This is a genomic window from Amycolatopsis sulphurea (assembly GCF_002564045.1).
Lineage (GTDB): Bacteria > Actinomycetota > Actinomycetes > Mycobacteriales > Pseudonocardiaceae > Amycolatopsis > Amycolatopsis sulphurea.
In genome coordinates this window covers 2,781,614-2,796,220 of sequence record NZ_PDJK01000002.1, presented here as the reverse complement: position 1 = coordinate 2,796,220, position 14,607 = coordinate 2,781,614, and the positions used below count along the sequence as shown (strand labels likewise).

The 14,607-nt window shown below is 70.1% G+C and carries 11 protein-coding genes; 4 read left to right on the top strand and 7 right to left on the bottom strand.

Annotation, left to right across the window (positions count from 1 at the left end; genetic code table 11):
• Positions 1-286: 286 nt before the first annotated feature.
• Positions 287-703, bottom strand: a complete 417-nt coding sequence (locus ATK36_RS18790; RefSeq protein WP_098512739.1) for a roadblock/LC7 domain-containing protein — start codon at positions 701-703, stop codon at positions 287-289.
• Complete coding sequence (locus ATK36_RS18785) at positions 700-3,252, bottom strand: sensor histidine kinase (protein WP_098512738.1); 2,553 nt, start codon at positions 3,250-3,252, stop codon at positions 700-702. Before ATK36_RS18785 ends, ATK36_RS18790 begins: the two co-directional genes overlap by 4 nt.
• Positions 3,253-3,484: 232 nt before the next feature.
• On the opposite strand from ATK36_RS18785, the gene ATK36_RS18780 reads away from it, so the two are divergent.
• Positions 3,485-4,390, top strand: coding sequence for a serine/threonine dehydratase (locus ATK36_RS18780; RefSeq protein WP_098514995.1), 906 nt, complete (start codon positions 3,485-3,487; stop codon positions 4,388-4,390).
• Here ATK36_RS18780 and ATK36_RS18775 read toward each other — a convergent pair.
• Both ATK36_RS18775 and ATK36_RS18770 read right to left on the bottom strand, forming a co-directional pair.
• On the bottom strand, positions 4,381-5,937 hold the full coding sequence (locus ATK36_RS18775) for a sensor histidine kinase (RefSeq protein WP_098512737.1): 1,557 nt from the start codon (positions 5,935-5,937) through the stop codon (positions 4,381-4,383). The genes ATK36_RS18780 and ATK36_RS18775 overlap by 10 nt on opposite strands.
• Positions 5,915-6,664 carry a response regulator transcription factor gene (locus ATK36_RS18770; protein ID WP_098512736.1) on the bottom strand — a complete coding sequence of 250 codons (750 nt, stop codon included), beginning with the start codon at positions 6,662-6,664 and terminating at the stop codon, positions 5,915-5,917. Before ATK36_RS18770 ends, ATK36_RS18775 begins: the two co-directional genes overlap by 23 nt.
• A gap of 157 nt (positions 6,665-6,821) precedes the next feature.
• On the opposite strand from ATK36_RS18770, the gene ATK36_RS18765 reads away from it, so the two are divergent.
• Complete coding sequence (locus ATK36_RS18765) at positions 6,822-7,409, top strand: hypothetical protein (protein ID WP_098512735.1); 588 nt, start codon at positions 6,822-6,824, stop codon at positions 7,407-7,409.
• Between the two features lie 351 nt (positions 7,410-7,760).
• Positions 7,761-9,278 carry a 3-hydroxyacyl-CoA dehydrogenase gene (locus ATK36_RS18760; protein WP_098512734.1) on the top strand — a complete coding sequence of 506 codons (1,518 nt, stop codon included), beginning with the start codon at positions 7,761-7,763 and terminating at the stop codon, positions 9,276-9,278.
• A gap of 164 nt (positions 9,279-9,442) precedes the next feature.
• Here the strand turns inward: ATK36_RS18760 and ATK36_RS18755 are convergent, their stop codons facing one another.
• Both ATK36_RS18755 and ATK36_RS32330 read right to left on the bottom strand, forming a co-directional pair.
• Positions 9,443-12,256 (bottom strand): PQQ-dependent sugar dehydrogenase, encoded by a 2,814-nt coding sequence (locus ATK36_RS18755; RefSeq protein WP_098512733.1) that lies wholly within the window; start codon positions 12,254-12,256, stop codon positions 9,443-9,445.
• 90 nt (positions 12,257-12,346) lie between these two features.
• Positions 12,347-12,964, bottom strand: coding sequence for a L,D-transpeptidase (locus ATK36_RS32330; RefSeq protein ID WP_170069800.1), 618 nt, complete (start codon positions 12,962-12,964; stop codon positions 12,347-12,349).
• Between the two features lie 215 nt (positions 12,965-13,179).
• Here ATK36_RS32330 and ATK36_RS18745 point away from each other — a divergent pair, with 215 nt between their 5' ends.
• The gene (locus ATK36_RS18745; RefSeq protein ID WP_098512732.1) at positions 13,180-13,698 is read left to right on the top strand and encodes a hypothetical protein; all 519 of its coding nucleotides are present in this window, start codon (positions 13,180-13,182) and stop codon (positions 13,696-13,698) included.
• On the opposite strand, the gene ATK36_RS18740 is transcribed toward ATK36_RS18745, so the two are convergent.
• Positions 13,695-14,585, bottom strand: coding sequence for a serine/threonine-protein kinase (locus ATK36_RS18740; protein WP_098512731.1), 891 nt, complete (start codon positions 14,583-14,585; stop codon positions 13,695-13,697). The two genes, ATK36_RS18745 and ATK36_RS18740, sit on opposite strands and share 4 nt — an antisense overlap.
• Positions 14,586-14,607: the final 22 nt, after the last annotated feature.

Genomic DNA, 14,607 nt, shown 5'->3' with positions numbered 1-14,607 from the left:
CAACCGCGTGCGTTCGACGTAGTCGAGCACCGGATACGCCTCGTGCGGGCGACGGGGATCGAGCACGACCAGTAAGCAGTCCGCCTTGGGCACGAAGTCCGGCCGTCTGCCCGGGGTACCGAACAGGTACGCCCGGGTGTACTCATCGAGCGTCACCCGGCCGAAGTCGAGCGCAGGAGTGTGCAGCGGGGCGATCTCCGAAACCACGCGGATCGCCGTGGTCTTGCCCGCCCCGGGCGGGCCGACGAGCACGATCTTCACCGGACGTGCGGCCCGCCGGGATTGTTCACGCGCCAACGGTGTTCTTGAGCTCCTCGACCAGCGCAGGGGTGAGCACTTCGGACGCCCGGTTGGCGAACATCGCCATCTCGTAGGCGATCGTGCCGAGGCTAGCCTGCTTGTTCGCCAGCACACCGAGCGAGCAGCCGATGCTGATGGTGCAGACCACCAGGTAGCCGCGGGCCAGCTCGACCACCACCTTGTCCGGATCACCGAGCGGATGACTGTCGGACACGCCCTGCGCGAGCGCCAGCATCGCCGAGCAGGTGGCGGCCAGCCGGTCCGCGTCCGCCCTGTCCAGCCCCTGCGAACCGGCGATCAGCAGGCCGTCGGCGGACACCGCGATCGCCGCGAGCGCGCCCGCGGTGTGCAGTGCGAAACGGTCGATCAGCCAGGCGAAACTCTGCGCGGTCGGCGGGCTCATTGTCCTCCTTGCTCGGCGGCGATCACGGTGGTCTGCTTGGCCTTGGCCACCCCGTCGGAGAACGCGTCGAAGGTGGCGCGCTCCGCGGCGGGGTCGCGCAGCCCGCGGCGCTGGGGCGGACGGGTGCGCTGCGGCAGCCGGAGTTCCGGCGCCAGCTGGGCGCCGGGCACCCGGCGCGGCACGCCGTCGCGCTGCTGCGGGGCGACCGGGGCGAATCGCTGCGTCGGCATCCGATCGGTGCAGTCCTCGGCGGGGGCGCCGAATCCGTCGTCCGGTTCCTCGGCGGGCCAGTCGGGCTCGGCCTCCGGCCAGGCATACACCGGCTCGCTCTCGGCTTCCGGCCAGGCCGGTTCCGGATCGGCGAACCAGCCGAACCCGTTCCCGGCGGGTCCGCCGAGCGCGGCGATCGCGGGGGCGGGCAGCAGGTCCGGCACCGGATCCGGCATCTGGCCCGGTTCGAACAACCCGACCGGTTCGGGTTCGTGCCGGAAGTCCACGTCGCGGGTGAACAGCGCGGCCGGGACGGTGACCCGCGCGGTGAGGCCAGGCCCGGCCACGGACGGGTGCAGCTGCACGGTCAGCGCGTGCCGCAGGGCCAGCTGGGCGACCACGGCGAGCCCCAGCTGCGGCGCCGGAGCGCGCTCGTCCGGCGCGGCCAGGCACCGGTTTTCCTCGGCGAGCCGTCCTGCGGGCAGCCCGGGGCCGTGGTCGGTGATGCCGACCAGCAGATCGCCACCGGAGAGGAAGCGGGAGTGCACGTCCACCGGCGATTCCGGCGGGGAGCACGCGGCCGCGTTCTCCATCAGTTCGGCGAACAACAGCACCAGGTCCATGCCCAGCTCCGGGGCGAGCAGCAGCTCGGCGGGTTCGGCGATCCGCACCCGGGACTCGTCGTCGATCTCCGCGGCCGCCGAGTGCAGTGCGGTGGCCAGCTCGATCGGCCCGCCGACCCGGGACTCGTCCGGCTCGCCGGACACCACGAACAGATCTTCGGCGGTCCGGCGCAGCCGGGCGGCCGTACGCCCGAGCCGGCCGAGGTCGGCGACCAGCACCGGTTCGGTGGCGCTACGACGGAGTTCCTCGACCAGCTCCTGCTGACGACCGGCCAGGTTCCGGGTGCGCCGGGCGGCGCCGGCGAGCAGCTGTGCCCCGGCCCGGCGGCCCGCGGCCTGCCGGGACACCTCCGCCACGGCGGAAACGCGGAGCCGGTCGAACGCCTCGGCCACCTCGGCCTCTTCCCCACCGAGGTCAACGGCCGATCCGGGCGTTGACGGCGCCGCTTCCGTGCGCACCTCGCCGGGTGGACGTGGCGATGGCGTGGCAACCGATTCGGCTTCGGCGGCGACCTTGACCACGCCGGGGCTGGCGGGCGATCCCGGAAGTGCCGCTGCCGGCTCAGCTTCCGCGAACGCCTCACCCGCCCCAGACACCGAAACCGCCGCCGCCTCACCCGACCCGCGAACCGGCTGTTCCGTCTCAAACTCAACGGCCATCCCGCCCGGCAGCGCCGCGGCCTCGGCCAGCTCGGCCTCCGCGCGGACCACGGTCGCTTCGGCCCGGGTGCGCAACCGGCGCAGCGGGCCGGTGATCGACCGGCCGACCACCACGGTGAGCGCCACCACGAGTCCAAAAAGGACGATCGAGCCGCCGGTGGCCAGCCAGGCCTCGCCGGTCGCTTCCGACGATCGGTCGTCCGCGCGGCCGGCGATCGCGTCGAGAACCTTGTTCTGCGCCGTATCGCGCTGCCCGATGAGCTGGGCGGCAGTACTGACCACCTCGGGGGTGAACCCCGCCCTCCCGGAGAGCTGAGCGGCCCGGCGGGCCGGCGCGTCCGACTCGACAGCGGCGATCGCGGCCGCGTCGTCCGGCTCGGCCTGCTGCGCGAACAGCTCGGCATAGACCGCGGCACGCTGACCGGAACTGTCGACAAGGGACTGTCCAGGTGAGACGGTGGCGGCGATGAGCGCGATCAGCCGGATCGCCCGCTGTTCGTTCGCACGCAGCAACGAGTCCACCGCAGCCAACTCCCGCGCACCCGCACCGTCCGATGTGGTGTGCGAGACGAGCCCGAGCGCGTCGACGAGCCCCGTGAGCACGGCCTGATAGCTGCCGGCGACGTCCGTGATCGCCACGCCGCGGTGCACCACGTTCTGCCGCAACCGAGTCAGCGAAGCAACGCGCCCGAGCGCGGTCGCCACCGCGGGAGTCGCCTCGCCCCGCACGTTGCCCAGCTCCGCGTCGACCGCTCGCTGCTGCTGGCCGAGTTCCTGGGTCGTCGCCGAGGAATCGGCCAGGAAAGCCACGGTGATCAGGCCTTCCCGCTGCAACTGCTGAGCGAGGTGGCCCACCCGCCGCGCCTGCGCGACGGAATCCTCCGTGCTTGCCGCGGCACCGGCCGCCGAGAGCTGCCCGAGCACGAGCGGCACGGCCACCAGCACCACCAGCACGAGCGGAGCGGCGATCAGCAGGAGCACCCTGCCGCGAACACCGAGACCACGAACACCGAGCCGACCGGACCACCGTGCGCCGGGTCCGTGCGACCGGGTCATTCACGTCACCTTTCCGTTCCCGGGAGGAGTGCACCGAAGAGGGGGAAGCCGAGCGGAGTTCACTACTATTGGTAAGACCCGTCGCGGTCCGCGCAAGATCCGCCACCCACCGTCGGCACCGAGCTTAGCGAGGTCCGCAAGGTCCCGACAACGCCGGAACACACCCAGTTCACACCGCGAATTTCCACCTGGTGATGCCGCCGGGGCACAGCCTGCGAGGATAATGATCGGTATGTCCAGCACGCCTGCTCCCGCCGATGTCCAGGCCGCCGCGGAACGTATCCGGCCACACGTACGGCGGACTCCGCTGTTACGCACCGAAATCGACGGCCGCCCGCTGGTCCTGAAGCTCGAGCACCTGCAGCGGTCCGGCTCGTTCAAGCTCCGCGGCGCGGTGAACGCGTTGCTCGCCGGCCCCCGCCCGGACCAGGTGGTGACCGCGTCCGGCGGCAACCACGGCCTCGGCGTGGCCACCGCGGCGCAGGCGCTGGGCCTGCCGGCCGTGGTCTACGTGCCCGAGACCGTGCCCGAAGCCAAGGCCACCGGAATCGAAGCGACCGGCGCGAAGCTCGTGCGGCATGGCGCAACGTACGCCGAAGCAGCCGCTGCTGCGCGTGCCGTCGCCAAGCAGCCGGGCACGCGTTACCTGCATGCGTACGACGATCCCGACGTGATCGCCGGGCAGGGCACCGTGACGGCCGAGATCGTCGCGGACGCCCCCGACGTCGACGCGATCGTGGTCGCTGTCGGCGGTGGCGGGCTTGCCTCCGGCACCATGCTCGCCGCGGACGGGCGGGCGGTCTTCGCGGTGGAACCGCAGCAGTGCCAAGCCCTGCACGCCGCGCTGGAAGCGGGCGAGCCGGTGGACGTCACGATCGACTCGGTGGCGGCCTCCGCGCTGGGGGCGACCCGCATCGGCACCCTCCCGTTCGAGATCCTCAGCTCGCGATCGGTCACGTCAGTGCTGGTGACGGACGCGGAGATGATCGCCGCCCGCGACCGCCTGTGGCACGAGTTCCGGCTGGTAGTGGAGCCGGCGGCCGCGGCACCGCTGGCCGCCTGGCTGGTCGGCCGGGTTCCGGCGGAACTCCCGTGCCTGGTGCTGTGCGGCGCGAATACCGCGGTCAGCTACGCGTGAGCTTGCGGCTGCGTGCCGGCGTCCTCGCGCAAGAACGGGAAAATCACCACGAATTCGGTCTTTCCCGGCACGCTGCTCACCATCACCTGCCCGGAATGCGCGGCCACCACGGCGGCGACGATGGCCAGCCCGAGCCCGGTACTGCCCGCCTCCCGCGACCGTGAGGTGTCCGCGCGCGCGAACCGCTCGAACACCTCGGGCAGCACCTCGCCGGGAATACCCGGCCCATCGTCCACAACGGACAGTCGAACGGTCTCGCCGGCCTGCGCCAGCATGGTGGTCACCGTGGTGCCCGGCGGGGTGTGCGTGCGCGCGTTGCCCAGCAGGTTCAGCACCACCTGGTGCAGCTGCCGGGCGTCGCCGAGCACGGTCAGTGGTTCGCCGGGGGTTTCCAGCAGCCACTTGTGCTGCGGTCCGGCCACGTGCGAATCCGCGACCGCGTCGGCCACCAGCAGGGTCAGATCCACCGGCTCGTGCACCACCGGACGGCCCGAGTCGAGCCGCGCGAGCAGCAGCAGATCCTCCACCAGCGTGGTCATCCGCGCCGATTCGGACTCCACCCGCTGCATGGCGAACGCGACGTCCGGCGGCACCTGCTCACCACTGCGCCGGACCAGCTCGGCATACCCGCGGATGGCCGCGAGCGGAGTGCGCAGCTCGTGGCTGGCGTCCGCGACGAACTGACGCACCCGGCTTTCGCTGGCGTGCCGGGCAGCGAGCGCGCCGGCGATGTGGCCGAGCATCCGGTTCAGCGCGGCACCCACCTTGCCCACCTCGGTGCGCGGGTCGGTGTCCACTTCGGGCACTCGTTCGGACAGCGCCACCTCGCCGCGGTCCAGCGGCAGCTCCGACACCCTGGCCGCGGTGGCGGCGAGCCGGTCCAGCGGCGCCATCGTGCGGCGGATCGTGATCGCACCGGCGAATCCGGCGACCACCAGCCCGCCGAGCGCCACCCCGCCGAAGATGAAACCGACGCGCCACAATGTCGCGTCCACCTCGCGTAGCGGCAGCCCGATCACGGTCAGCGTGCCGGACGAGGCGTAGCTGGACATCACCCGGTAGCTGCCGAGGTTGCCGCCGAGATCCACACTGCCGCGCGAACCGTCCGGCGGCAGGCCCAGCAGTACGCGCTGCTGATCGGCGGTGACGTTCTCCAGTGGTGGCGGCGTGCCCGGCGGCGGCCGCTTCCCCGGCGCGCGCGGCGGCCGGCTCTTGGTGAAGTCGAGTACGGCCGCGGCGACTTTGCCGTTCTGGGCCACCAGCGCGAGCGTGCCGTCGCCCTGGCCGAGCACCCGCAACGGGTCCGGGGGCGGATTGTCGCCATAGATCCACGGCGGCTTGATACCCCCGCGCACCCCGCGCTCGCTCGCCGCGACGAGCCGGCTGTCCAGCTGGCGGACCAGGAAATCCTGCAGCGCCAGCTCGGTGACCACGCCGACCACCACGCAGACCAGCGCGAGCAGCGCCGCCAGCTGCATGATCAGCCGGCGGCGCAGGGACCACGGACGGCGGGTCCGCCGCGGTTCAGCCTGCGGGCTTGAGGACATACCCCGCGCCACGCATGGTGTGGATCATCGGTTCCCGATCGGCGTCGATCTTCTTGCGCAGATAGGAAATGTACAGCTCGACGATATTCGCCTGGCCGCCGAAGTCGTAGCTCCACACGCGGTCGAGGATCTGCGCCTTCGACAGCACCCGCCGCGGATTGCGCATCAGGTAGCGGAGCAGTTCGAACTCGGTCGCGGTGAGCGGCACGAGGTCACCCCCGCGATGCACTTCCCGGCTGTCCTCGTCCAGGGTCAGATCGCCGACCACGAGCTGGGAGCCGACCGCGCCGGACACCCCGTTCGCCCGGCGCAGCAGCGCGCGCAGCCGCAACGCGACCTCTTCCAGGCTGAAGGGCTTGGTCACGTAGTCGTCGCCGCCCGCGGTCAGCCCGGCGATGCGGTCCTCCACCGCGTCCTTCGCCGTGAGGAACAGCACCGGCAGGTACGGCACCTCGGCCCGCATCCGGCGCAACACTTCGAGGCCGTCGAAATCGGGCAGCATCACGTCCAGCACGACCGCGTCCGGGCGGAAGTCGCGGGCCACCCGCACCGCCTCGGCGCCGGTACCGGCGCTGCGCACGTCCCAGCGCTCCATGCGCAGGGCCATGGAGACGAGTTCGGCCAGGGTCGATTCGTCGTCGACCACCAGTACCCGGACCGGACTGCCGTCCGCACGGCGCAGATCGGCTTTGCCAGGACCGGCAGGCGTGGCATTCACACTGCTCATGGTGCCATCCTCGGCCGCGGTAGTCAGGTCGAGCTGTGCGGCGCCTGTGCGTTTCCTGTGTACCGGTTGCACAGGACCCACCCACGCTGGGCACAGCGTCCCCACAGCGGTCCCGGCAACGCTGAATTCCGACCGCGCGGACGACCCGGAGGAAAGCATGACGACCGATCCAGCACAGGGCGCCACGTGGGGCGAACCACCTGCTCCCGGTACCCCTCCTGGCAAAACGTGGTCGGGCCGCAAGACCGCGATCGCGGCCGGCGTCGCGGTGGTGATCGCGGCCGGCGGGGGGATCGCGATCTGGGCGGGCACGAGCTCGAACGACGCCTCCGCGCAGCAGCGCGGACCGGGCGGACAGGGCGGCCCCGGCGGGATGATGGGTCCCGGCGGTTTCGGCGGAGCGGGCGGGATGAGCGCGATCCGCGGCGCACTGCACGGCGACTTCGTGGTGGCCGGGCAGGACGGCAGCTACGTCACCGAGCGGATGCAGACCGGGACCGTCTCCGAGCTGAATGCCACTTCCGTCACGCTGACCAGCAAGGATGGCTACAAGCAGACCTACACCCTGAACTCGGACACGGAGAAATCCGGCACTCCGCAGGACGGCCGGAGCAGCACCGTGATCGCCAAGGTCGAAGGCAGCACGGCGACCGCGATCTCCTTCGGCCAGGAGCAGAGCTTCGGTCCGGGCCGGGATGGCCGGAGCAGTCAGCCGGGCCAGGGCAATCGCCGCTTCGGCGGCTGATCCGGACAACGGTCCGGCCTGCCTCGACGCGGCACGCGCGGAGTCCAGGGCCCGGCAAAGTTGGTCGGGCCCGTGATCAGCAGAGAGAGCCGTCGATCACGCCCGGCAACGCACGATGCGGAGCTATTCGAGGCGCGACCACCTCGTGGTGTGCGCCAGACCTGTCCCGAAGTCTGTGAAGGGACCCTTCACAGACTCAGAGTCCGTGAAGGGTCCCTTCACAGACCTACATGGTCTGCGGTTCGCGGACGTTTCGATCCGGCGGCGGCCTGCTTCGAGCATCTGATCGGCCGGCTAGCCGACTTCGCCGGGCTGTAGCGCAAGGTAGGTTGCCGGTGGAGGTGGTTCGCCGTGACGGGATGGGCCGGGCGGGTTGGCAGGATCCGGGTGATCGGCACCGGGGTGATGGGCCGGGGCATCGTGCAGCTCGCCGCGGCGGGCGGCACGGTCGTGGAGCTCGCGGACGCGGCCGAAGGCGCGGTGGGCGAGGCGATCGGCTACGTCGGCGGGATGCTCGACCGGCTCGCCGCGAAGGGAAAGCTGACCGGGGAACAGGCCCGTGCGGCGAAGGAGCGGCTGGTCCCGGTCGCTGATCCGCTGGCCCCCGCGGAGGGGGTGGATCTCGTGCTGGAAGCGGTGCGGGAGGACCTGGAGATCAAGCGCGGGCTGTTCGCCGGGCTCGAACGGGTCTGCGGCGCGGAAACGATCTTCGCCACCAACACCAGTTCGCTGTCGGTCACCGAGATCGCCGCCGGACTGGCGGATCCGGCGCGGCTGATCGGCCTGCACTTCTTCAACCCGGTGCCGTTGATGCGGCTGGTCGAGGTGGTGCCCGGGGCGCGCACCGCGCCGTGGCTGCCCGCCGAGGCGCTCGGACTCGTCCGGCGCTGGGGCCACGAACCGGTGCTGGCCAAGGACGCGCCCGGGTTCCTGGTCAACCACGCCGGGCGCGGGCTGACCACCGAGGCACTGCAGATCCTGTCCGAGGCACTGGCCGAGCCCGCCGAGGTGGACCGCATCGCGCGGGACGTGCTGGGGCTGCGGCTCGGCCCGTTCGAACTGCTCGACCTGACCGGACTGGACGTTTCGCACGCGGTACTGGAAAGCATCTGGAGCGGCTTCCACGCCGAGCCAAGGCTGCGCCCCTCCTGGCTGACCCGCCCGCGGGTGGCCGCCGGGCTGTACGGCCGCAAGACCGGCGAGGGCTTCTACCGTTATCCCGACGGCAAACAGGAAGTGCCGCCCGAGCCGCCCGCCCCACCGTTGCCGGGCATTCCCGTCTACACCGCCGACGAACGCCTCGCCCGGATGCTCTCCTCGGCCGGCGTCCAGATCGTGCCGGAGGCCTACCCGGACGCCGCGCTACTGGTCCCGTTGCGCGGAGAGTCCACTGTGGAGGCCGCACGGCAGGCGGAGCTGCCCTCGGACCGAGTGTCCGGAGTGGACGCACTGAGCTACGACAAGCGGTTCACCCTGTCCGTCCACCCCGGACTGGACCCGGTCTTCGGCAAAGCCGCGTGGGGCGCGCTGGCCGCCACCGGAATTCCCGTCACGGTCGTGCGGGACGGCCCGGCCCCGATCGCCCAGCGGCTACTCGCCTCGATCGTCAACACCGCGTGCTACCTGGCAGACCAGGAACTGGCCGGCCCCGCCGACATCGACACCGCCGTCCGCCTCGGCCTCGGCTACCCCCGTGGCCCCCTGGAGTGGGGCGAAACCCTCGGCGCGGAAAAGGTTTTGCGTATCCTCACCGGCCTCCGGCAGGCCACCGGCGACCCGCGGTACCGGCCGAGCGGCTGGCTCACCGAACGGGTCGCGCTCGGGCTGCCGCTGACCGCCACCGGAACCCGCCCGGCCGATCTGCGCTGAGCCGGGCGGGTTCGGTGCCGGCAGCCGCGAAGCAGGCAAGAAATTCCCCGGCTGCACCATCGGCTGTCCGCAAAAAAGTTGACCACTCATCCCCAGTGTAGTCCCCCAGTGCCGTCCCGATATCGGATCGGGACTCACCTCACCCCAGTAAAGCCATGATGCGATCACCAGCGGTGATCTACTGCTTGTCCACCCAGATAAGTAATGTAGCCGCCCTGGAAATCGCTCCGGAAACCGCCGCTGATCGCGTATTCATCCGACGTCGGCAGGCCCAGGTAGGACTTCTCCCAGCCCAGCGCGGCCCAGCGTTTCCGAATCTCGCCCTTCACCAGATGCGCCCTGGTGCTCGCACTCCAGTAGAGCGACGCATTGCCGGTGAAATGGTTGTACCGGCCGATCCCGTTGGGCGTCACCGATTCGTCCGTCGTCGGATAACCGATACTGCGTTCCCAGCCGAGCGCAGCCCATTTCTGCCGGATCTCACCGCCGATCTGATGCGCCCCGCTCGCCGGGGTGAAATAGATCGAGTGCCCGCCACTGAAGTGGTTGTACCGGCCGACACCATCGGGGGTACCCGACTCGTCGGTGGTCGGATACCCCAGGCTGCGCTCCCAACCGAGCGCAGCCCACTTCTGCCGGATCAGGCCGTGGATCGAATGGGCCCCGGTCGACGGGGCCCAGTAGATCGACGCGGTCTGCGAAGCCGGGGTGCCGAGCAGGTGGTTGAACCTGCCGACACCGTCCGGCGTCGCGGTTTCATCAGTGGTCGGCGGGCCGAAGGTCCGATGCCCGCCGGCCGCGAGATAGGTGGCGAGAATGTCGCCGCCTATCTGGTGCGCTCCGGTCTGCCCGGACCAGTACAATCTTCCGCTCGCGTACGGCCGGTAATGCAGCGGACCGTCCACGACCTCTGGCCCGCTCGGTGCACCAAGCTTGGTACGCAACGCCGGTTCGTTGTCATAGCGCTGGTCGATCGGGGTGCTGTAGTTCGCGGTGAGCGTGGTGTCGCCCGCGCCGACCTTGATCGCCCACGAAGCGGTGGACGGTCCGTCCTGCCAGCCCGCGAACTTCGACGCGCCGTCGGTGCCCAGCGGCGCCGCGGTCACGTCGAAGGTCGCACCTTCGGTGACCATCGCGCTGCTGACGCCGCCCTCGCTGGGAATGCTCAGCGCAGCCGGCTGAGTGCTGTTCAAGGTGAGCCGGTGCCGTCTCGGCATCGCCACATAGGACTGTGACGCCCGCACGCCGGCGCTGTCGGTCACGGTCGCGGTGAACTCCATCCGCGAGTCCGTGTGATCGGTGAACGGCACGGTGAACTCCCGCCCCGTCCCGCCCTCCGCCGGATGCACGTGGCACGAGCCGACCTCCGGGCAGTGCCGGATGAACGAGGTCCAGGTGACCGGCAGCACGCCGTCCTCGGCATCGGTCGCCTGGGCGGACAAGGTGACCTGCTCACCGACCGCGAACTCCTTGTCCGGTGTGGACAGCGTCAGCTCCGGTGAGTGATTGGCCGGCACCACGGCGACCGTGGTGGTCCCCTTCGCGCCGAGTGGATCGGTGACGGTGAGCGTGGCGGTGAACGAGGTCCCTTCGCCGTACTGGTGACTCGCCTTCACCCCGGTGCCGGCGCTGCCGTCACCGAAGTCCCAGGAGTAGCTGAGTGCATCACCGTCGTTGTCGGTGGAAGCACTGGCGTCGAAGGAGACCGTCCGGGTGTCCGGGTCCGTTGTGGACGTCGCCGAAGCGACCGGCGCGGAGTTCCCGGTCGAGTAGGTCAACCGGCGCAGCAGACCCGAGTTGAGATCGCTGAACACGATGTCCCCGTTCGGCGCCGAGGAAATCCGGGTCACCCCGCCGATGTTCTGCAACGGCGCGGGGCTGCTCGGCGCCCGGGCGAGCTTGCCCTGCTCGTCGTACCGCGCGGTCCAGATCTTCCGGCCCGCGTAGTCGCCGAAGAAGAAGGCACCTTGGTACTCGGCGGGGTAGCTGCTCCCGGCGTAGACGATTCCGGCGGTCACGCTGTTGCCCTGCGCGGGACCCGTGCCGTGCTGGTACTCCCACAACGGCGGCGTGTTCACCGCGGAGGCGCACCGCGCGTCGGCCGAATAGCCGGGTGTGGGGTGGTTGCCCTCGAAGCACGGCCAGGCGCCGTTCGCGCCGGGCTGCACCACGTCGAGTTCCTCCCACGTGTACCACCCGACGTCACCGACCACCGGCAGCCCGCTCCTGGGGTCGAGGGTGAACCGGAACGGGTTGCGGAACCCGCTGGCGAACACCCTGCTGCGGTTGCTGTCCGGCGCCGACGCGTCGTAGTACGGGTTCCCCGGCACGCCCTTGCCGTCCTGGGTCATGTGCAGGATCTTGCCGAACGGCGAGTTCAGGTCCTGCGCGACGAACGCGACCGGGTTCGTCTTCCCCGCGTCCCCGTTGTCGCCGATGCTGTACCAGAGCGTGCCGTCCGGAGCGGGGTAAACGGTGTCGATGCCGTGGATGTAGTACGCGCTGCCGGGCAGTTCGAGGAGCACCTTCTCCCCGGTGAGACCGTTCGGGTGCCCCGCACCGTCGAAGGTCACCGTGAACCGGGAGGCGCGCTGGACGTACTTGCCCGAGCCCTGGCTGACCGACCGGTTGAGGTAGATCTCGTGCGAGCTTTCGTAGTCCTGGGCCAGCGCGACGCTGGTGAGGCCGACGTCGCCCTGGGACTCGACCTGGAAGTTCGCGATCCGTACCGGACCGTTTCCGTCCGCCGGGACCCAGTTGACCGCACCGGACTTGCCGAGCGCGAGCACGCTGTCGTCAGGCAGCCAGGCGAAATCGGTGAACTGGTAATTCCCCAAACCGGTCGGCATGTCTCTGAGCACGAAGCCGCTCGGCAGCGCCGGTGCGTCGACAGCCGACGCGGGCGCGGCGGTGACGACGGGGAGGAACGCCGCGGCCACCGCGGCCACGAGCACGGAACAGAATCTTCTCCAGGCCATTCGGGCCCCCTTTCTGGGCGATAAATGATCGCGCGAAAAGGCCGGATCGTTGCCTGTTTCAGCAGGTGTTTACCCGAACGTGATCCGTTATCAGGCTACGACCTGGACAACGTCACCCGTCCGGAGGGCGGTGAAAAACCGCAGCGAAGCGGTCGCGGACAGGTGCACGCAACCGTGCGAGTAGGTCCGCAGGCTGCCGGTGTGGAAAGCGTCGCCCGGATAGAAGAACACCGAGTTAGGCATTGGCGCGTTGTCAAATTCCCGGCTGAGGTGCAGCTTCTCCTTGGACAGCACGTGGAATGTGCCGACCGGGGTCGGGTTTCCCTTGCGGCCAGGGAGCATCGGCACCGGGCCGTAGCTGATCTTGCCGTCCTGCAACAGCCACGCCTGGTGCGCGGAGATGTCCACGCACGCGCTGGTGCCCGAGGCCGCGGCGGCGTTCGCGCAGGGCACGTTCGCGATGCTGACCGGCTGGGCCTTCGGCTGGGGTTTCGGTTTGGCCGAGGTGTTTGTCGGGGTGCTCGTCGATGTGGTGCTGCTCGGCGGAGCCGTGGTGCTGCTCGGCGGAGCCGTGGTGGCGGAGGTCCCCGGGACACTCGCGCCCGCGGCCGCCGCACCGTTTCCGGACGAGCCGGGCGCGCCACCCGAGCACGCGGCGAGCGCGAACCCGGCGGCCATCACCACCGCACCAGCGAGAAGCCTTTTCACTCCACTACTCCCAAGTCCGGGCGGGCCGCGCTTCATCACGTGCCCGATCACCCGTTTAGACGGAGGTTCCCCCGGCAGGGTTGCCAGGCAATGGTCACGATACGGCCTCCACCCACGGGTTGACCCGGATTACCACCCACTGCCCGCCCGGGCGCCGATGCGAGCCCGGCCCGGGTACACGAGGCTGAGCCAGTCCGATCCACAAAGGAGTCTCGATGCACGTCAACCCGCTGTACGTGGTGCTCTACGTCGCCCTAGGGGTGCTCGTCATCTACCGCGTCGTCTACAAGCAACTGCGGGGCACCACGCTCACTCGCAAGAGCCTCATCACCATACCGATCATTCTCGTCGCGGTCGGCGTGTTCACCTCCCTCGACTCACTGCGTGCAGCGGACACGGACGAACTGGTGCTGCTGGGCATGGACATCGTCGTACTCGCCGTCCTCGGCCTGCTTCGCAGCGCCTCGACCAAGCTCACCGCGAGCGGCGACACCACGTTCCAGAAGGGCTCCTGGGCCACCCTCGTGCTCTGGCTCGCGACCATCGGCGCTCGAGTCGCCTTCGCGTTCATCGGCGGTTCGTTCGGAGTCAGCGGGGCACTGTCGTCGGCGTCGATCATGCTCACGCTCGGCGTCAGCATCGGCGCCCAGAACGCGCTCACCTACTACCGCATCCAGCAGCGCGGACTTCCCCTCGTCGCGGACGCCCCTCGGACGCTCGGGTCCCGCCGCTAACCCGGTAATCGACCCACTACGCGGGCATACATCCGGACGGGGCTCGGCACTGCCGCCGATTGCAGGAATCCAGGCAACGGCGGCAGTTCCCGCGCGAACGGTGTGAGCCGCGCGTACAACGCTTCAGCACCATGTGGACGGACCGCGGGATCCTTCGCCAGGGTCTCGGCCAGCAGTGCGTTGAGTTCCCGACTGGCACCGACCACTGCGGACGGTGACTCCTTTACTTGCTTCTCGAACACGGCGTACGCCGTCGGCCCGGTGAAGACCGGACGGCCGGTGAGCATCTCGTGCAATACGCAACCCAACGCGTACAGATCGCTTCGCGGACCCACGTGTCCACGTTGGATCTGCTCCGGCGCCATGTACGACGGCGTACCCAACAGCTGTCCGGCGCGCGTGAAGCGAGCGACGTCGGCTTCACGCAACACCGCCAGCCCGAAGTCCATCACCTTCACACTGCCGTCCGGGCAGAGCATGAGGTTGACCGGCTTGAGGTCACGATGGCACACAGCCCGTGCGTGTGCCGCTGCGAGCACCGCGGCCGCCTGTGCGGCGATTGCCGCCGCCCACGGCACCGGTAGCGGACCGTGCTCGGCCAGCAGGTCAGCCACCGTGACGCCTTCGACGAACTGCATGACCTGAAACAGCCGGTCGTCATGCGTACCGAAGTCGTACAGCGTGGGTGCGCCAGGATGGTCGAGCGTGGCGAGAATTCGCGCTTCGCGCGCGAAGCGTTCTTCGAGTTCTTCGTCGCCGCCTGGCAGCCTCAACAGCTTGATCGCGACGCGACGGCCGAGATGCCGGTCGTGCCCGCGGTGCACCGCGCCCATCCCGCCGCGGCCCAGCGGCAGGTCTTCGACCTCATAACGATCCGCGATGAGCATCCGCCAAGCCCCCTCACGGGGT